Source organism: Citrobacter freundii complex sp. CFNIH4, assembly GCF_002934505.1.
GTDB lineage: Bacteria > Pseudomonadota > Gammaproteobacteria > Enterobacterales > Enterobacteriaceae > Citrobacter > Citrobacter freundii.
In genome coordinates this window covers 4843816-4864102 of record NZ_CP026231.1, presented here as the reverse complement: position 1 = coordinate 4864102, position 20287 = coordinate 4843816, and the positions used below count along the sequence as shown (strand labels likewise).

The following is a 20287-nucleotide window of genomic DNA, read 5'->3' as shown; positions in this document are numbered from 1 at the left end:
ATTTTTCAAAAAATTGACTGGGTTTTTCGCGAGGGTAAATAAAATGTTATTTAGTATACAACTTCTCATAATATTAATATGTTTGTTTTATGGTGCCAGAAAGGGCGGTATCGCGCTGGGTTTATTAGGCGGTATCGGCCTGGTCATTCTGGTTTTCGTTTTCCATCTCCAGCCGGGTAAACCACCTGTAGATGTCATGCTGGTTATTATTGCCGTGGTGGCCGCATCGGCAACCTTACAAGCCTCCGGCGGTCTTGACGTTATGCTGCAAATCGCTGAAAAGCTGCTGCGCCGTAACCCAAAATATGTTTCCATCGTCGCACCTTTCGTTACCTGCACCCTGACGATTCTCTGCGGTACAGGGCACGTGGTATACACCATCCTGCCAATCATTTATGACGTTGCCATTAAGAACAATATTCGCCCGGAACGTCCGATGGCGGCGAGTTCCATCGGTGCGCAGATGGGTATTATCGCCAGCCCGGTTTCTGTAGCCGTTGTGTCACTGGTGGCAATGCTGGGTAACGTAACGTTTGAAGGCAAGCATCTCGAATTCCTCGACCTGCTCAGCATCACCATCCCGTCTACCCTGTTGGGTATCCTGGCGATCGGTATCTTCAGTTGGTTCCGTGGTAAAGATCTGGATAAAGATGAAGAGTTCCAGAAGTTCATTTCTGTACCTGAAAACCACAACTATGTGTATGGCGATACCGCCACGCTGTTAGACAAAAAGCTGCCGAAAAGCAACTGGCTGGCCATGTGGATCTTCCTTGCCGCTATCGCCGTTGTTGCCGTACTCGGCGCGTTCTCTGAGCTGCGCCCTACCTTTAGCGGCAAACCACTGTCAATGGTACTGGTTATCCAGATGTTCATGCTGCTGACGGGTGCGCTGATTATTATCCTGACGAAGACCAATCCCGCTTCAATATCTAAAAACGAAGTCTTCCGTTCCGGTATGATCGCGATTGTGGCGGTGTACGGTATTGCCTGGATGGCCGAAACAATGTTCGGCGCGCACATGACAGAAATCGAAGGTGTGCTGGGCAATATGGTGAAAGAGTATCCGTGGGCCTATGCAATTGTTCTGCTGCTGGTATCCAAATTTGTAAACTCCCAGGCAGCAGCGCTGGCAGCGATTGTTCCGGTCGCACTGGCAATCGGGGTTGATCCAGCGTACATCGTGGCTTCCGCTCCGGCATGTTACGGTTACTACATTCTGCCGACCTACCCGAGCGACCTGGCGGCTATTCAGTTTGACCGCTCTGGCACCACCCACATCGGCCGCTTCGTTATCAACCACAGCTTCATTCTGCCTGGTTTGATCGGCGTAAGCGTATCCTGTGTCTTTGGTTGGATCTTCGCCGCAATGTACGGTTTCCTGTAATCACAGTTCGCGTGCCGTCCGCGTTGGTACGGCACGCCACCATTAAGACACAGAGAATTTTAAAATTCCTGAGAAAAATGAAAAGGCTGGAAGCAAATGTCAAAAGTTGAATTCACTTACCAGGCGGCTTTCCCACTGGGGGAAGACAAAACTGAGTACTACCTGCTGACATCCGATCACGTCAGTGTCGGCGAGTTTGAAGGCGAAACAATCCTGAAAGTAGCTCCTGAAGCACTTACGCTACTGGCCCAACAAGCCTTCCACGATGCCTCCTTCATGCTCCGCCCAGAACACCAACAGCAAGTCGCCTCAATTCTCCATGATCCCGAAGCCAGCGAAAACGATAAGTACGTGGCGCTGCAGTTCCTGAGAAACTCCGAAATCGCCGCCAAAGGCGTGTTGCCAACCTGCCAGGACACCGGTACGGCAATTATCATGGGTAAAAAAGGTCAGCGCGTTTGGACCGGCGGCGGCGATGAAGCGGCCCTCTCCAAAGGCGTATTTAATACCTATATTGAAGATAACCTGCGCTACTCGCAAAACGCGGCGCTGGATATGTACAAAGAAGTGAATACCGGCACCAACCTGCCCGCACAAATCGATCTGTACAGCGTGGACGGTGACGAATACAAATTCCTGTGCGTGGCCAAAGGCGGCGGCTCAGCCAACAAAACCTATCTGTATCAGGAAACCAAAGCGCTGCTGACTCCCGGCAAACTGAAAAACTTCCTGGTTGAGAAAATGCGCACGCTGGGTACTGCAGCTTGCCCGCCGTACCACATCGCATTCGTCATTGGCGGGACGTCAGCGGAAAGTACCCTTAAAACGGTGAAATTGGCCAGCACACACTACTATGACGCGCTGCCGACTGAAGGTAATGCTCACGGCCAGGCGTTCCGCGATCTCCAACTGGAACAGGAACTGCTGATCGAGGCACAGAAACTCGGCCTTGGCGCTCAGTTTGGCGGGAAATACTTCGCACATGATATCCGCGTGATCCGCCTGCCTCGCCACGGCGCATCCTGCCCAGTTGGTATGGGCGTTTCTTGCTCCGCAGACCGTAATATTAAAGCCAAGATTAACCGCGAAGGGATCTGGATTGAAAAACTGGAACATAACCCAGGTCAGTACATTCCGGAATCTCTGCGCCAGGCGGGTGAAGGTGAAGTGGTTAAAGTTGACCTTAACCGCCCGATGAAAGAGATCCTCGCTCAGCTCTCTCAGTACCCGGTTTCTACTCGTCTGTCACTGAGCGGTACTATCATTGTCGGTCGTGACATTGCCCACGCGAAGTTAAAAGAACGTATTGAGTCCGGCGAAGGTTTACCGCAGTACGTGAAAGATCATCCGATCTACTACGCGGGTCCGGCCAAAACGCCTGCTGGCTATCCGTCCGGTTCTTTAGGCCCAACCACCGCGGGTCGTATGGACTCCTACGTTGACCTGTTGCAGTCTCACGGCGGCAGCATGATCATGTTGGCGAAAGGTAACCGCAGTCAGCAAGTGACTGACGCCTGCCACAAACACGGCGGCTTCTACTTAGGCAGCATCGGTGGTCCGGCAGCGGTACTGGCGCAGCAGAGCATTAAGCATCTGGAATGCGTGGAATACCCGGAGCTGGGAATGGAAGCTATCTGGAAAATCGAAGTAGAAGATTTCCCTGCTTTCATCCTGGTCGATGACAAAGGCAACGATTTCTTCCAGCAAATCGTCAGCAAACAATGCGCTAACTGCGCGAAGTAACCCATTCGGCCCGGCACTGGACTGGCACTAAATTTTTGGCGTCAGTCCAGCGATCCCCCCGGGCCAACTTTATCCCCCCATTTACTGGTATTGAATTTTTGCCGTTCACAGGGAATAGTGACCTTTTCCATTACGTGTGAATTCACAATGCTCCGCACTCTGAACCCCACAATCTTGCACACTGGCGCAGTGTTCCTGGCGCTGATCCTTATCTACACCGGTATCTCTGCCTCGGAGAAAATCACCTGGCTGATGGAAGTCACGCCGGTCATTATTGTCGTCCCGCTGTTGCTGGCTACCATGAAGCAGTACCCATTGACGCCGCTGCTTTATACGTTGATTTTCTTGCACGCCATCATTCTGATGGTAGGCGGGATGTATACCTACGCCAAAGTTCCCGTCGGTTTTCAGGTTCAGGAATGGCTGGATCTCAGTCGTAACCCCTATGACAAGTTGGGTCACTTCTTCCAGGGGCTGGTACCAGCCCTGACAGCAAGAGAGATTTTAGTGCGCGGCAATATTGTCCGTGGTCGTAAAATGCTGGCATTTTTGGTCTGCTGCGTAGCACTGGCGATTAGCGCAATGTATGAACTGATCGAGTGGTGGGCAGCGCTGGCAATGGGACAAGGTGCGGAAGACTTCCTTGGCACGCAGGGTGACCCGTGGGATACCCAGTCGGACATGTTCTGCGCCCTGCTCGGTGCGTTAACAACGATCCTCGCGTTGGCGGGCTGGCACAATCGGCAGTTGAAAACGGCCGGAGAGCGCTAACGCTTCTCCGGCAATCTGCGCTACCTACTGCGATACTTGATAACCAGAATCGGCAAGGCGAACAACAGTGTCAGAAAGTTCGCCATGCTGACAGCGGTATCTTCAATCAATAACCCATAAGCCAGCCACAACACCAGCCCGCACACAAACATCACATACATCAAACCGGAGATGCCTTGCGTGTTGCGGGTGGTAATAACCTTAATCGCCTGCGGCAAAAAAGAGAGCGTCGTCAGCATTGCCGCCAGATAGCCAATCCAGGAATGCCACTCCATAGCTAGGCCTTCACATCGCTGGCTATTACCACCGGAATCTCCGGAGTATTCGACTGTTTGACGGGCGACGGCACTTTTCGGTACTTATCCAGCAGGTGGATCTGAATCTTACGCAGCATATCGCCATTCAACCGGTAGTAACGGAAATAGAGCACCAGTGTCACAACGAAAAAAAGCGTGGGCAGCGCGATCATGATGAACTGCATGCCGAGGATGGTCTCAGCAGATTGCGTCGCATTCGGAACATAACCAATCAATCCCAGCACTACCGCAATAAAGAAAGCGGAAAACGCCGAGCCACCTTTGACCACCATTGTCTGCACGGCATAGGCAATACTCTCGCAGCGGACGTTAAACTTGTATTCACCGTAATCTACGGTGTCCGCCACCATAATCACCTGCAGTACCCAGAACAGCGCCGTACCAATGTTCAGAAGGATCCCTGCGGTAACAATCAGGAAAGTATTGTGGAATGCCCCCAGAGCCATAATCAGCAATACGCCTGCGCTGAGAACTGGCATAACCGAAGCGCCAGCCCACAGTACCCGGCGAGAAAGCGCCTTTGACAGACGGGGAAAGAGAATCAATGTCAGCAAGTTAGCTGCTCCGGCATAGGAGAGGTAGTATGGGAAAAGGTCAGCATCACCCACCACGTAGGTGAAGTAGTAAATCGCAAAACCTGTAATGATATTGGACGCCACGTTGTAAGCCAGCGCCATCCCCAGCAGGCAGGAAAGCTGATCGTTTTTGTAGATAAGCGCAAGGATTGATTTCAGCGTCAGCCGGGTGCTGTCTGCGGTAGCTTCGCTGTCAGAGGAATACACTTCATGCACATTGCGCAAGGTTACGAGGGTAGAAACAATAAAAAATGCGATCAGCACCAGCGTAAACATCTGAAAACCGAACCCGCGATCCGCGCCGCCAACATAGTTTACAAAGGGTAGCGTCACGCCCGCGGTGACAAACCCTGCAAGGCTGGCAAAAAAACGAGGGAACGGCACCAGTTGTTCACGTTCGCGTTTATCCAGCGTAATCGTGGGGACCAGCGACCAGAATGGAATATCCATAATGGTGTAGGTCATCCCCCACAATATGTACGTCACACAAACAAAAACGATTTGCGCCGTCCCCTCAAACAGATGTGCGCTAAAGAGCAAAAACAGCACCAACGAGTTCGCCAGCGTACCGAGTAAGATCCAGGGTTTAAATTTTCCCCAACGCGACCGGGTGGCATTCACTATCCACCCCATCACCGGATCGTTAAACGCGTTCCATATTTTTGCCACCAGGAACAAGGTTCCGACGACGCCCACCGATAATCCCACCACGTCGGTGTAGTAATACATCAGGTACATGTACACGATACCGATAGCGAAATCCTTACCGAACGCTCCAAATCCGTAACTGAGTTTTGTTGTCAGAGAGATGCTCATAGGGTATCGGGTCGCTGTTACCAGCGCCCGCCTTCTGTAAGAGGAAACGTCAGAGGTTAAACGCCGGATGCTCTGCCCGGCGTGATTGTGTATTAACGGTGCAGCCAGGCCGGCAGCCAGTCGCCGTGAGACGCGATCAGGTCGTCCACCAGCGCATAAATCTCTTCAATCCCCAGTACCGCGGCGGTATGCGGATCCATCATCGTCGCGTGATAAACACGATCGCGGTTCTCCGTCAGGATGGCTTCCGTTAGCAGAGTCTGAACATTGATATTGGTTTGCATCATCGCCGCCAAATGTGACGGGAGAGCACCGACTTTCGTTGGCTGAATACCATTCGCATCAACCAAACAAGCGACTTCAACACAGCAACCTTGCGGCAGGTTATCGATCAGACTGTCATTGCGAACATTGCCATACACGACGCTCGGTTCACCGGTCCAGATAGCGTTCATGATAGTGCTGGCATATTCGCGCGACGGTTTAATGTCGATCCGCTCAGCCGTTTTGTACTCTTCCAGCTCTTTTTTCCAGTTCGCCAACTGTTCCACACAACGTTTCGGATATTCATCCAATGGCACCTTATAGCGCTCAATCAGATCTTCACGCCCCGGTTTGATAAACCACGGCGTATATTCGGCGAAGTGCTCCGACGATTCGGTGACGAAATACCCCAGTTTTTTGAACATTTCATAGCGCACAATGTTCTGGCAACGGGTATTTCCGTGAATATTCGGTTTCGGCGCCTGACCGGATTCATAGGCCGCCAGCAGCTCCGGGTAGAGATTCACATAGGCGCCGTCCGCCGTTTTGCGCTCCAGCTCCAGATAAAATGCCATATGGTTGATCCCGGCACTGCGATAGCGCAAAGAGGCAGGGTCAATGTTCAGATCGCGGGCCAACTCCTCCGCCGTCCCCTGCACCGAATGACACAACCCAACCTGCTTAATATGCGGATAGCGCGCATACATTGCCCAGGTGTTCATCGCCATCGGGTTAACGTAGTTAAGCATTGTGGCCTGCGGACAGACTTCGGTCATATCCTCACAAATCTGCCATAAATGCGGAATGGTGCGCAGCGCGCGCATAATGCCGCCCGGCCCCAGCGTGTCGGCAATCGTCTGCTCCAGACCATGGCGTTTACACACCGTAAAATCGGTGACGGTACAGGGTTCATAGCCGCCGATCTGGAAAGCGACCACCACAAAATCAGCATCCTGTAATGCTGCTTTTTGATCGGTATAGCAGGTGATTCGTCCAGACGCGCCCGCAGAATCCATCAACTTGCGCACAACAACGTGTGACTCTTCCAGACGCGTAGGATCGAGATCCATCAAGGCGATATGCGCAGATTTAAGCGCATCGCGGTGAAAGACGTCCCCAAGAATATTTTTGACGAAAATCGTGGAACCGGCGCCGATAAAGGTAATTTTGGGTGCAGACATCATGACTCTCCAGAACATTAGTAAACACAGTCATGGTGGCACAGCGTATAGCTGAAAACTTCCGACTTCTCTGCTGAGCATTCCCATAAACTCAGATCATCACTCTGCACCCTATTGGATCTGAGTTTATGGGACAAAATTACCCAAAAAGCAGAGTATGTGGCCGCAAAATGTCGCTATGCTCAATGGTAACGGTCCAATATGTGTCCTGATTCTCAGCCTTAATACGTGTTAAATGACATGATTCTGATAATTCAGGAAATGGAGCAACCATGAGTACATTACCGACATCGCCTCTTCCTCCCGATCCGCACATGTGCAGTAGCGATGAAGAACAAACCCGCAGCCCGCTATCGCTGTACTCAGAATATCAACGGATGGATATCGAGTTGCGCTCACCGCATGCTATGCCAGCCAGCCATTGGCATGGGCAGGTGGAGATCAATGTGCCGTTTGATGGTGACGTCGAGTATCTGATCAACAACGAAGTCGTACAGATAAAACAGGGACACATCACGCTATTCTGGGCCTGCACACCGCATCAACTCACGCGTCCGGGCAGTTGCCAAAGTATGGCTATCTTCAATTTACCGATGCACCTTTTCCTCTCCTGGCCGCTGGATCGCGAGTTGATCAACCATGTTACCCATGGAATGGTCATCAAATCGCTGGCGTCGCAGCAGTTGAGCACCTTTGAAGTTCAGCGCTGGCAACAGGAACTGAACAACCCGAACGAACAAATTCGCCAGCTCGCCATTGATGAAATTGGTCTGATGCTCAAGCGGTTTAGCCTTTCCGGCTGGCAGCCTATACTCGTCAATAAAACCTCGCGGACCCACAAAAACAGCGTGTCGCGGCACGCCCAGTTTTACGTCAGCCAAATGCTGAGCTTTATTGCCGATAACTACGATCAGGCGCTCACCATCAACGACGTCGCGGAACACGTGAAGCTCAACGCCAACTACGCGATGGGGATTTTCCAACGCGTGATGCAACTCACCCTGAAGCAGTACATCACGGCAATGCGGATCAATCACGTCCGCGCATTGCTTAGCGATACCGATAAAACCATTCTCGACGTTGCGTTGACCGCCGGATTCCGTTCCAGCAGCCGTTTTTATGACACCTTCAGCAAGTTTGTCGGCATGTCGCCGCAGCAGTACCGCAAACTAAGCCAGCAGCATCGGCAAACAATGGCTGGTTGATATCATTCGGCCATATCAGTATCAGCCAAAAAAATATTCCCCCTGTCGATAAACGGTGGTGAAAAACCGCCAACAAGCAAACGTAACCATATGTTTAAAAACAAATTAAACATAAATCAGACTATTTTTCACCCGCTTTACAGCCCGTTTTGACAGGATAATACTTGCCTGCGTCACATTCATACGGTGTGTCTGCAATTCATAGATTGCAACCTTTCCACAACCGGGTAAAAGATGATGAAAGTATTAATTGTTGAAAGTGAGTTTCTGCATCAGGACACCTGGGTCGGTAGCGCTGTCGAACGTCTGGCTGACGCATTAAGCCGCCAAAATGTTACCGTCATTAAGTCCACCTCATTCGACGATGGCTACGCAATCCTCGCCGCCAATGAAGCCATTGATTGCCTGATGTTCAGCTATCAAATGGAACAACAAGACGAACACCTGAACGTCAGGCAATTGATCGGCAAGCTCCACGAGCGCCAGCAAAACGTTCCCGTATTCCTGCTGGGCGATCGCGAAAAAGCCACCGCATCGCTGGATCGCGACCTGCTGGAGCTTGTCGATGAATTCGCCTGGATTCTGGAGGACAGCGCTGACTTTATCGCTGGCCGTGCCATCGCAGCGATGACTCGCTATCGTCAGCAGTTGTTACCACCGCTGTTCAACGCCCTGATGAAATACAGCAATGTCCATGAGTATTCCTGGGCTGCACCGGGTCACCAGGGCGGTGTCGGTTTCACCAAAACACCTGCCGGTCGACTGTACCATGACTACTACGGTGAGAATCTCTTCCGTACCGACATGGGGATTGAACGTACCAATCTCGGTTCTTTACTCGACCATACAGGCGCATTTGGGGAAAGTGAAAAAAATGCTGCCCGCGTGTTCGGTGCCGACCGTTCCTGGTCCGTAGTGGTCGGGACTTCCGGCTCTAACCGCACCATCATGCAGGCCTGTATGACCGACAACGACGTCGTGGTGCTGGATCGTAACTGCCATAAATCCATCGAACAGGGGCTGATCCTCACCGGGGCAAAACCGGTGTACATGGTGCCAAGCCGCAACCGGTACGGCATTATCGGGCCTATCTACCCGCAAGAAATGCAGCCTGAAACTTTACAGAAAAAAATCAGCGAAAGCCCGCTGACCAAAGGCAAAGCTGGGCAAAAACCGTCTTACAGCGTTGTGACCAACTGTACCTACGACGGTGTTTGCTACAACGCCAAAGAGGCGCAGGATCTGCTCGCACAAACCAGCGATCGCATCCACTTCGATGAAGCCTGGTACGGCTATGCTCGCTTCAACCCAATTTATGCCGATCACTACGCCATGCGTGGCGCGCCGGGCGATCATAACGGTCCTACCGTTTTTGCCACCCACTCGACCCACAAACTGCTGAATGCGCTCTCTCAGGCATCTTACATTCACGTTCGTGAAGGTCGTGGGGCCGTGAACTTCTCCCGCTTTAACCAGGCGTACATGATGCACGCCACCACCTCTCCGCTGTATGCTATCTGCGCCTCAAACGACGTGGCGGTCTCCATGATGGACGGTAACAGCGGCCTGTCGCTCACTCAGGAAGTGATCGACGAAGCAGTCGATTTCCGTCAGGCCATGGCACGGTTGTACAAAGAGTTCACCGCCGAAGGCGACTGGTTCTTCAAACCGTGGAACAAAGAAGTGGTAACCGATCCGCAGATCGGTAAAACCTATGACTTTGCCGACGCGCCAGCCACATTGCTGGCTACCGATCAGAACTGCTGGGTGATGCGTCCGGGTGAATCCTGGCACGGCTTTAAAGACCTGCCGGATAACTGGAGCATGCTGGATCCGATCAAAGTCAGCATTCTGGCGCCGGGGATGGGCGACGATGGCGAACTGGAAGAGAACGGCGTACCGGCCGCACTGGTTACCGCCTGGCTTGGCCGCCACGGCATCGTGCCGACCCGAACCACCGATTTCCAGATTATGTTCCTCTTCTCCATGGGGATTACCCGCGGGAAATGGGGCACACTGATCAACACTCTGTGCTCTTTCAAACACCACTACGATGCCAATACCCCGCTGGCACAGGTGATGCCAGAACTGGTTGAGGAACATCCTGACACTTATGCCAACATGGGTATTCACGATCTGGGCGACACCATGTTCGCCTGGCTGAAAGAAAACAACCCAGGCAGCCGTCTCAATGCAGCCTACTCCGGTCTGCCGGATGCGGATATTACTCCGCGTGACGCTTACAACGCGATAGTCAGTGACAACGTTGAGATGGTGGCGATTGAAAATCTGGCGGGACGTATTGCGGCAAACTCCGTGATCCCTTACCCACCGGGAATTCCGATGCTGCTGTCCGGTGAAAACTTTGGCGATGCCAACAGCCCGCAAATTGGGTACCTGCGTTCGTTGCAGTCCTGGGACCACCACTTCCCTGGATTTGAACATGAAACCGAAGGAACGGAAATTATTGACGGTGTTTATCACGTTATGTGCGTGAAAGCATAAGGTCTCTTTTTAGATAGTCCGATGTTTAAGGTAGACATGTCATTCTTGAGTAATTCCTGAGTATTGCTGCAAAACAATAACACTGTCATACCTTTTTGCGCGGGACCACCCCGCGCTTTTTTTATACGCAAATAGCATCTTTCCACTTGCGTAAAAAAATGTGTACATAAGAAAAATCCCACCAAACATTGTAATTAATTTCAGACACGTTATTTTATTGCGGTCCTGGTTTCATCATACAATTTCAATTTAGCCGATTTGGCTCATCTGATGTTGAGCTACGGTGTTTTTTCATATTCCTGGAGTTGGGTATGAAGCTTTGCAGCAAAGAAGCTTGTGTTGTTGTATTAACGGAGAAGGATGTTTGGTTAAGGATTAACGGTAAAGACGCCATCAGTTTAAAAGCTAATCATATGGCACTGGTGGCATGCGATAATAATATTATCGATTTTTCATCACTTAATAACGCATTGGTTGTACATATTAGCCGCGATATCATTAAAGACTATCTGCGCTTTTTAAATAAAGACCTTTCACAGATCCCACTCTGGCAACGCAGTGCCAGCCCAGTAATGATCTCAGCGTGTCTGACGCCGGATGTCTTCAGGGTGGCTGCCCAACATAGCGTAATGGACACAGTGAACGAAGCTGAAAGAGAGCGTACGCGCTCGCTACTGTTCACGGTGTTATCACGCTTTCTCGACAGCAAAAAGTTTATCTCTTTGCTCATGTATATGCTGCGCAACTGTATCAGCGACAGCGTTTATCACATTATTGAGAGCGATATACATAAAGACTGGAATTTAAGCATGGTTGCCAGTTGCTTATGCCTGAGCCCCAGTTTGTTAAAGAAAAAGCTCAAAAGTGAAAATACAAGTTACAGCCAAATAATTACCACCTGTCGCATGCGATATGCCGTCAATCAATTACTGATGGACGGCAAAAACATTTCCCAGGTCTCTCAACTGTGTGGATATAACAGTACCTCATACTTTATCTCCGTATTCAAAGAGTTCTATGGGATGACACCTCTGCATTATGTTAGTCAACATAGGGAGCCATCCGCCGCCTGATTTTTAATCAGTTAGCGATAAGCCATAATAATATCAGCATTAGCGATACCCCAGCTCCGTCATCATTAAACAGACTTTTGACGAGGTATGATAAGGCGTCATTTATCCTTATCAGGAGTTAGAAAATATGTCGACGGATGCTGATGCTCACAAAGTGGGCTTAATCCCCGTCACCCTTATGGTGTCGGGGAATATTATGGGTTCCGGTGTATTCCTGCTACCCGCAAACCTTGCGTCAACTGGCGGGATTGCAATCTACGGATGGTTGGTCACGATTATCGGTGCTCTGGCACTGTCGATGGTGTACGCCAAAATGTCGTCCTTAGACTCCAGTCCCGGTGGTTCTTATGCTTACGCCCGCCGCTGCTTCGGTCCTTTTTTGGGCTACCAGACCAACGTGCTGTACTGGCTGGCCTGCTGGATTGGTAACATCGCCATGGTGGTCATTGGCGTCGGTTACCTGAGCTACTTCTTCCCCATCTTAAAAGATCCGCTGGTCCTGACGCTGACCTGTGTCGTCGTGCTGTGGATCTTCGTATTACTGAACATTGTCGGACCGAAAATGATCACCCGCGTGCAGGCCGTCGCAACGGTACTGGCGCTGGTACCAATTGTCGGGATTGCCGTCTTCGGCTGGTTCTGGTTCCGCGGTGAAACCTATATGGCGGCCTGGAACGTCAGCGGCATGAACACCTTCGGCGCGATTCAAAGCACTCTGAATGTTACCTTATGGTCATTTATCGGGGTAGAAAGCGCCTCCGTCGCGGCTGGCGTGGTTAAAAACCCCAAACGTAACGTACCTATCGCCACCATGGGCGGCGTGCTGATTGCCGCTGTTTGCTACGTGCTCTCCACCACCGCGATCATGGGTATGATCCCTAACGCGGCGCTACGTGTTTCAGCCTCTCCGTTCGGTGATGCCGCACGCATGGCGCTGGGTGACACCGCAGGGGCAATTGTCTCCTTCTGTGCTGCGGCCGGGTGTCTTGGTTCTCTGGGCGGCTGGACGCTGCTTGCCGGGCAAACCGCCAAAGCCGCAGCCGATGACGGCCTGTTCCCACCGATTTTTGCCCGCGTGAACAAAGCCGGTACGCCAGTGGCCGGGTTAATTATCGTCGGCATTCTGATGACCATCTTCCAGTTCAGCAGCATGTCGCCGAACGCAGCGAAAGAGTTTGGTCTAGTCTCTTCGGTCTCCGTTATCTTCACCCTGGTGCCGTATCTGTATACCTGTGCCGCGCTGCTGCTGCTCGGCCATGGTCACTTTGGTAAAGCACGCCCGATGTACTTACTGGTGACCTTTATCGCCTTTGTCTACTGCATCTGGGCGGTTGTCGGTTCCGGAGCCAAAGAAGTGATGTGGTCGTTCGTCACGTTGATGATCATCACCGCGCTGTACGCACTGAACTACAACCGGATCCATAAAAACCCGTATCCACTGGATGCCCCGGTAAACAATAACTAACACCAACAATCGTCGTGGCCCGATGGCGTAAGTTCATCGGGCCAACGTTCTCCCACCGCTCTTCGAAACATCAACATTAAGAACTTAAGGTTGGCTTAATTTTACTTTGAGAGGATTTGCACCACATAGTCGATGGAACCCCCTTAATGTTAAAGCTCTTGTTTAAAAGGCCCACTCTCGGGCTAATCAGCTGGCTTCTGCTGATCTCATTTTATCTTGCGACCTTCCTGAACATTGCGTTCTATAAACAAGTGCTGCAAGACCTGCCTCTGGACTCTGTGCGTAACGTGCTGGTGTTTTTATCAATGCCGGTGGTCGCGTTCAGCATCATGAACATTGTGCTGACACTGGCCTCATTCCTGTGGCTTAATCGCCTGGTGGCGTGCATTTTCATTCTGGTTGGCGCATCGGCCCAATATTTCATCATGACCTACGGCATCATCATCGACCGCTCAATGATCGCCAATATGATGGACACCACCCCCGCCGAAACCTTTGCTTTGCTGACGCCACAACTGCTCATCACGCTCGGGGTGAGCGGCATTCTGGCCGCACTTATTGCCTGCTGGGTAAAAATCAAACCGATCACGTCTGTCATGCGCAGCATACTGTTCCGTGGCGCGAACATTCTGATCTCCGCACTGCTGATCGTGCTGGTCGCTGCGTTCTTCTATAAAGATTACGCTTCACTGTTTCGCAACAACAAAGAACTGGTGAAATCCCTCAGTCCATCCAACAGCATTGTGGCGACGTCATCCTGGTATTCACACCAGAGGCTGGCCCACCTGCCGCTGGTACGCATTGGCGAAGATGCACACCGCAATCCGTTGATGGTGAAAGAAAAGCGTAAGAACCTGACGATTGTGGTTCTCGGCGAGACTTCACGTGGCGATAACTTCTCGCTGTCAGGCTATTCGCGCCAGACCAACCCGCTGCTGGAAAAAGATAATGTGGTCTATTTCCCCCGCACAACGTCCTGCGGAACGGCAACGGCAGTATCAGTACCCTGCATGTTCTCGGATATGCCACGCGCGCACTACGACGAAGAACTGGCGCAGCATCAGGAAGGCGTGCTCGACATTATTCAACGGGCGGGAATTAACGTTCTGTGGAACGATAACGACGGCGGCTGCAAAGGGGCTTGTGACCGGGTTCCACACCAGAATATGACTAAGCTGAACCTGCCGGGGCAGTGTATTGACGGTGAATGCTACGATGAAGTCCTGTTCCACGGGCTGGAAGAGTACATTAATAACCTGAAAGGCGACGGCGTGATTGTGTTGCATACCATCGGCAGCCACGGTCCGACCTATTACAACCGCTATCCTGCGCAGTTTAAGAAATTTACGCCAACCTGCGATACCAACGAAATCCAGACCTGTTCACAGCAACAGTTGGTCAATACTTACGACAACACTATTCTTTACGTTGACTATATTGTTGATAAAGCAATCAATATACTGAAAGAGCACCAGGATAATTTCACCACCAGCCTGGTCTATCTTTCCGATCACGGCGAATCCTTAGGGGAAAATGGCGTCTATTTGCACGGCCTGCCGTATTCGATTGCACCTGATACGCAAAAACATGTGCCGATGCTGCTGTGGCTCTCCGAGGATTATCAGCAACGCTATCAGGTCTCTCAGACATGTTTGCAAAAACGGGCAAGCTCAGAAGATTTCTCACAGGATAATCTCTTCTCGACCCTGCTGGGATTAACGGGCGTACAAACACAGAAATATCAGGCGGCGGATGATATTCTGCAACCCTGCCGGGGAGGCTAAACGAATGAAAATCCTGATTGTTGAAGATGATACGTTGTTATTACAGGGACTGATACTCGCCGCGCAAACAGAAGGCTATGCCTGCGACGGCGTATCAACGGCCCGCGCAGCGGAGCAGTGTCTGGAGAGCGGACATTACAGTCTGGTGGTCCTCGACCTGGGCTTACCGGATGAAGACGGCCTGCACTTTCTGAACAGAATCAGACAGAAAAAATACACCGTGCCGGTACTTATCCTCACCGCCCGCGACACGGTGAAAGACCGTGTCAGCGGACTGGACGTGGGTGCTGATGACTATCTGGTCAAACCGTTCGCACTGGAAGAACTGCATGCCCGCATCCGGGCGCTGCTGCGTCGGCATAACAATCAGGGTGAAAGTGAACTCATTGTCAGCAACCTGACGCTGAATATCGGTCGGCGCCAGGTGTGGATGGACGGGCAAGAGGTTATCTTAACGCCGAAAGAATACGCACTCCTGTCGCGCCTGATGCTCAAAGCGGGCAGCCCGGTACACCGGGAAATTTTGTATAACGACATCTACAGCTGGGATAACGAACCGTCGACCAATACGCTGGAAGTGCACATTCACAACCTGCGCGACAAAGTCGGAAAATCTCGCATCCGCACGGTCAGGGGATTTGGCTATATGCTGGTTGCCACTGAGGAAAGCTAAGTGAAGCTGCTGCAATATCTAAAACAACCGCTCCCGCTTCGTCATCGCCTGATGCTGACGATTGGTCTTATTCTGCTGGTCTTTCAGCTGATTAGCACCTTCTGGTTGTGGCATGAAAGTACCGAGCAAATACAGTTATTCGAACAGGCATTGCGCGAAAATCGCAACAACGATCGCCACATCATGCATGAGATCCGCGAGGCCATCGCCAGTCTGATCGTCCCCGGCATCTTTATGGTCAGCCTGGCGCTGCTGATTTGCTACCAGGCAGTGCGACGTATTACTCGCCCGCTGGCAGATCTGCAAAAAGAGCTGGAGGCGCGGGCAGCCAATAACCTGACCCCGATTGAAATTCACAGCTCAACCATTGAGATCCAGGCGGTTGTCTCCGCGCTCAACGACCTGGTAACGCGGCTAACCAGCACGATTGAAAACGAACGCTTATTTACCGCCGATGTCGCTCACGAACTGCGCACACCGCTGTCAGGCGTGCGCCTGCATCTGGAATTATTATCCAAAACCCATAAGGTCGACGTTTCGCCGCTAATTGCCCGCCTGGATCAAATGATGGACAGCGTATCGCAACTGCTGCAACTCGCCCGCGTCGGACAGTCGTTTTCGGCCGGGAGCTACCAGCATGTCAAGCTGCTGGAGGATGTTATTCTGCCCTCCTACGATGAACTCAGCACCATGCTGGACCAACGTAAACAGACGCTGCTCCTGCCACAAAGCGCGGCGGACGTTGTTGTGCCTGGTGATGCTACGCTGTTGCGGATGCTACTACGAAATCTGGTGGAAAACGCGCATCGTTACAGCCCGGAAGGCACCCATATTACGATTAGCCTGAACACAGAGCAGGATGCCGTCCTTGCCGTCGAAGATGAAGGGCCGGGCATTGATGAAAGTAAATGTGGGGAGTTGAGTAAAGCGTTTGTGCGTATGGACAGCCGCTTTGGCGGAATTGGACTGGGGCTGAGCATTGTCAGTCGCATCACCCAGTTACATCAAGGGCATTTCTATTTGCAAAATCGCCAGGGAGCCAACGGCACTCGCGCATGGGTGGAATTGGCGAAAATTCAGTAAGAGCTCACCCATACATACAAAAAGCTGCTGACGATCAGCAAACTGCACACGGTGGTCAAACTTTCATAAATACGGGTTTTCATGACACTCTCCTCCGAAACTATGGAGGAGAGTTTGCCTGAAGGATATTAAGCCAACCTTAAGGCCACGCGCCGGATGGCGGCTGACGCCTTACCCGGCCTACAAAGTACAATGCTACCCGTAGGCCTAAAAGCTGCCTGCCATCAGGCAATGACACGATTACTCATCAATACGCGGATGCTGCTGCACCAGACGCGTGCGCTTAACCTGTAGCTCAGCAATTTCCTGATCGATATCTTCGATTTTCTGTTCAATGTTATCGTAGTGTTCGCCGAGGATCTCTTTCGCTTCCTGAATATCCGAAGCGGCAGGCGTGGCCCCTTTCAGCGGCTGATTGGCGGTCTCTTTCATGGTCACGCCGGTAATTAAACCAATCACCGCAATCACCATCAGATAATAAGCAGGCATCATCAGATTCTGCGAGCTTTCCACCAGCCATGCGGCCAATGTCGGAGTCAAACCAGCAATCAATACCGAGATATTAAACGCGGCGGCCAGTGCACTGTAGCGAATATGCGTCGGGAACATTGCCGGTAACGTGGACGCCATCACCCCGGTAAAGCAGTTGAGGATCACCGCCAACATCAGCAACCCGGCGAAAATCAGACCGATAACATTACTGTTAATCAGGATAAATGCCGGAATCGCCAGCACAAACAGCGCAATACTGCCCATGATCACAAACGGACGACGCCCGAAGCGGTCGCTGAGCAACCCCATAATCGGCTGCACAAACAGCATACCAATCATGATGGCGATAATAATCAACACACCGTGGTCTTCGGAGTAATGCAGGTTATGCGACAGGTAGCTCGGCATATAGGTGAGCAGCATGTAGTAGGTGACGTTGGTAGCAATCACCAGACCAACACATGCCAACAAGCTGCGCCAGTGCTTAGTCGCAATCTCTTTAAACGAAACCTTCGGACCTTCCTGTAGACCCTGACGATCGCCCTGCTCCAGTTTATCCACGTGCTGCTGGAACGCCGGCGTCTCTTCCAGCGCATGACGCAGGTACAGACCAATCAGCCCTAACGGTAGCGCCAGGAAGAACGGAATACGCCAGCCCCAGTCAAGGAAATTTTCCTCGCCGACGACGGTTGAAATCAGAACCACTACGCCCGCACCCAGCACAAACCCGGCAATCGAGCCGAAGTCCAGCCAACTGCCCATAAATCCACGCTTACGGTCCGGCGAATATTCCGCGACAAAAATCGACGCCCCGGTGTACTCTCCGCCGACCGAGAATCCCTGTGCCATCTTACACAGCAGCAGCAGAATCGGCGCCCAGATACCAATTGAGGCATACGAGGGAATAAGACCGATACAGAAGGTACTTATCGACATAATCACAATGGTGATAGCCAGTATCTTCTGACGACCGTATTTATCGCCGAGCATACCGAAGAACAATCCGCCAAGCGGTCGAATCAGAAAGGGAACAGAGAAGGTGGCGAGTGCAGCAACCATCTGCACGCTGGGGTCAGCCCCCGGGAAGAACACTTTACCTAATGCGTAAGCAACAAATCCATAAACACCAAAATCGAACCATTCCATCGCATTACCTAACGACGCTGCGGTAATGGCTTTTCGCAATTTACCGTCATCAATGATGGTAACGTCGCGCAGCGTTATCGGTTTTATTTTTTTCCTTTTTAGCATACTCGTCCTCATAGACTTAGCCCTGTCACGCTCCAGTTCGAGTCCCCCAACGCCCATGCGTCAAGGTCATCACCGAGCGGGGAACGCACAGGCGCATTCCCTGTAACAAGCGTAGCAGGTTTACTTACACTGACGAGAAACGCACAGTACAACCGAACCTGTTGACGCCTGATTGGGCGGTTAATGACCTCTTTACCCTAACAGCGTTTAAATTTGTGATCAACTTCACATATAGTTTTTCATTTCGTCAACATGCGTAAATTAGGTCATTCTTAGTCATCTTTTTTACATGTAACGCTTGTGATTTACTGACAATTAAATACAAGAATAAATCGCTTTATTGCACCAACAATCACAGCGGTCATTATTATTCTGCTAGCAAAAAAAACACCTAATCCCTTCATAAAAAGATCACAGCTTTTTTAATAATCAGAGCGACCGGGAACTTTTGCTCGGAATATGTGATGAAGATAACTAAAACATCGTTTTATTTTGATTGAATCAACGTTCCCATGAATGCAAACTAATTCCAGACGCAATATCCCTGGGAGCAGCAACACGCTCAACGTATGCCGCGTTAGATTTTATAAAACAAAGAGATAGCGATTTTCTTTGTTAAGAGAAACCAGTAACCATTTGAATTTATTAATTTTTACCCTCTTGCGCTAGTGTTAGCGGCGACAAGACATGAGGACGTTTATGAAAATTAAAGCCACGATTGAACGCATCCCCGGCGGAATGATGTTGATTCCTCTGTTATTAGGCGCAGTGTTAAATACGTTAGCTCCGGATACCGGTGCGTATTTCGGTTCGTTTACCAAAGGAATGATCAGCGGAACGGTACCGATTCTGGCAGTGTGGTTTTTTTGTATCGGCGCATCTATTGATTTACGGGCAACCGGCACGGTATTACGCAAGTCCGGTACGCTGGTAATAACCAAAATAGCCGTGGCGTGGGTAGTGGCAATGATTGCGGCTTCATTTATTCCTGATACCGGTATTCAAACCGGGTTCTTTGCAGGCCTCTCAGTTTTGGCAATTGTCTCCGCAATGGACATGACCAACGGTGGTTTGTACGCCAGCCTGATGAACCAGTACGGCACCAAAGAAGAGTCCGGCGCATTTGTGTTGATGTCTCTGGAATCCGGCCCGTTGATGACCATGGTCATCCTCGGCTCCGCGGGTCTGGCCTCCTTCGAGCCACACCATTTTATCGGCGCGGTATTACCGTTCCTGATTGGCTTTACGTTAGGCAACCTGGATCATGACCTGCGTTCTTTCTTCAGCAAAGCCACACCGGTGCTGATCCCGTTCTTCGGCTTCGCATTGGGTAACACCATTAACCTGAGCGTAATCGTTGATACCGGTCTGCTGGGTATCTTGCTGGGTGTCGCGGTTATCGTCATCACCGGTATCCCGCTGATTATTGCAGACCGTGTTATTGGTGGCGGGAACGGTACGGCAGGCGTGGCAGCCTCTTCAGCAGCAGGCGCTGCGGTGGCAAACCCGGTGATTATCGCCCAGATTAACCCGGCGTTCGAACCGGTTGCCGCATCCGCTACGGCGCTGGTTGCCGCCAGCGTAATTGTCACCGCCATTCTGGTGCCGATTATCACCGCGCTGTACGCCAAACGTTTTAATAAAAACCTGGTAGCCAACGAGACGGTGTCCACCCCGGCAGACTCTCTGCACCATTAACTCTGTC

At 51.3% G+C, this 20287-nt stretch carries 16 protein-coding genes; 11 read left to right on the top strand and 5 right to left on the bottom strand.

The features are described from left to right. Positions 1 to 43: 43 nt before the first annotated feature. The 3 genes from dcuB to C2U41_RS24795 all read left to right on the top strand — a co-directional run bounded on the left by dcuB (position 44) and on the right by C2U41_RS24795 (position 3898). Positions 44 to 1384 carry an anaerobic C4-dicarboxylate transporter DcuB gene (gene dcuB, locus C2U41_RS24805; protein ID WP_003031873.1) on the top strand — a complete coding sequence of 447 codons (1341 nt, stop codon included), beginning with the start codon at positions 44 to 46 and terminating at the stop codon, positions 1382 to 1384. Positions 1385 to 1480: 96 nt separating this feature from the next. Next, the gene (gene fumA, locus C2U41_RS24800; protein WP_003031871.1) at positions 1481 to 3127 is read left to right on the top strand and encodes a class I fumarate hydratase FumA; all 1647 of its coding nucleotides are present in this window, start codon (positions 1481 to 1483) and stop codon (positions 3125 to 3127) included. 147 nt (positions 3128 to 3274) lie between these two features. Further along, positions 3275 to 3898 carry a DUF2238 domain-containing protein gene (locus C2U41_RS24795; protein ID WP_003031870.1) on the top strand — a complete coding sequence of 208 codons (624 nt, stop codon included), beginning with the start codon at positions 3275 to 3277 and terminating at the stop codon, positions 3896 to 3898. Between the two features lie 20 nt (positions 3899 to 3918). On the opposite strand, the gene C2U41_RS24790 is transcribed toward C2U41_RS24795, so the two are convergent. The 3 genes from C2U41_RS24790 to melA form a co-directional block, all read right to left on the bottom strand. Continuing rightward, on the bottom strand, positions 3919 to 4173 hold the full coding sequence (locus C2U41_RS24790; RefSeq protein WP_032938131.1) for a SemiSWEET transporter: 255 nt from the start codon (positions 4171 to 4173) through the stop codon (positions 3919 to 3921). A 2-nt stretch (positions 4174 to 4175) separates the two neighbouring features. Beyond that, positions 4176 to 5606 carry a melibiose:sodium transporter MelB gene (gene melB, locus C2U41_RS24785; protein ID WP_032938133.1) on the bottom strand — a complete coding sequence of 477 codons (1431 nt, stop codon included), beginning with the start codon at positions 5604 to 5606 and terminating at the stop codon, positions 4176 to 4178. Positions 5607 to 5698: 92 nt separating this feature from the next. After that, complete coding sequence (melA, locus tag C2U41_RS24780) at positions 5699 to 7054, bottom strand: alpha-galactosidase (protein ID WP_003844785.1); 1356 nt, start codon at positions 7052 to 7054, stop codon at positions 5699 to 5701. Between the two features lie 269 nt (positions 7055 to 7323). Between melA and melR the strand changes: the two genes are divergently transcribed. The 7 genes from melR (at position 7324) to pmrB (ending at position 16839) form a co-directional block, all read left to right on the top strand. Further along, the gene (gene melR, locus C2U41_RS24775; protein WP_003841146.1) at positions 7324 to 8256 is read left to right on the top strand and encodes a transcriptional regulator MelR; all 933 of its coding nucleotides are present in this window, start codon (positions 7324 to 7326) and stop codon (positions 8254 to 8256) included. 237 nt (positions 8257 to 8493) lie between these two features. Then, positions 8494 to 10761 carry an arginine decarboxylase gene (gene adiA / locus C2U41_RS24770; RefSeq protein ID WP_104427107.1) on the top strand — a complete coding sequence of 756 codons (2268 nt, stop codon included), beginning with the start codon at positions 8494 to 8496 and terminating at the stop codon, positions 10759 to 10761. Between the two features lie 311 nt (positions 10762 to 11072). After that, entirely contained in the window at positions 11073 to 11834 is a 762-nt protein-coding gene (locus C2U41_RS24765; RefSeq protein WP_016149426.1) for an AraC family transcriptional regulator, read from the top strand. 127 nt (positions 11835 to 11961) lie between these two features. Then, positions 11962 to 13299 (top strand): arginine/agmatine antiporter, encoded by a 1338-nt coding sequence (gene adiC / locus C2U41_RS24760; RefSeq protein WP_003031853.1) that lies wholly within the window; start codon positions 11962 to 11964, stop codon positions 13297 to 13299. A 146-nt stretch (positions 13300 to 13445) separates the two neighbouring features. Beyond that, positions 13446 to 15083 (top strand): phosphoethanolamine transferase EptA, encoded by a 1638-nt coding sequence (eptA, locus tag C2U41_RS24755; protein WP_048241759.1) that lies wholly within the window; start codon positions 13446 to 13448, stop codon positions 15081 to 15083. Positions 15084 to 15087: 4 nt separating this feature from the next. After that, positions 15088 to 15756 (top strand): two-component system response regulator PmrA, encoded by a 669-nt coding sequence (pmrA, locus tag C2U41_RS24750; RefSeq protein WP_003031849.1) that lies wholly within the window; start codon positions 15088 to 15090, stop codon positions 15754 to 15756. Between the two features lie 51 nt (positions 15757 to 15807). Further along, positions 15808 to 16839, top strand: coding sequence for a two-component system sensor histidine kinase PmrB (gene pmrB / locus C2U41_RS24745; RefSeq protein ID WP_233605410.1), 1032 nt, complete (start codon positions 15808 to 15810; stop codon positions 16837 to 16839). Here pmrB and pmrR read toward each other — a convergent pair. Then, entirely contained in the window at positions 16833 to 16922 is a 90-nt protein-coding gene (gene pmrR, locus C2U41_RS24740) for an LpxT activity modulator PmrR (protein ID WP_008321468.1), read from the bottom strand. The genes pmrB and pmrR overlap by 7 nt on opposite strands. Before the next feature lie 157 nt (positions 16923 to 17079). Further along, entirely contained in the window at positions 17080 to 18582 is a 1503-nt protein-coding gene (gene proP / locus C2U41_RS24735; RefSeq protein WP_003031844.1) for a glycine betaine/L-proline transporter ProP, read from the bottom strand. A gap of 699 nt (positions 18583 to 19281) precedes the next feature. On the opposite strand from proP, the gene kdgT reads away from it, so the two are divergent. Beyond that, positions 19282 to 20280, top strand: coding sequence for a 2-keto-3-deoxygluconate transporter (kdgT, locus tag C2U41_RS24730; protein WP_003031841.1), 999 nt, complete (start codon positions 19282 to 19284; stop codon positions 20278 to 20280). Positions 20281 to 20287 lie beyond the last annotated feature (7 nt).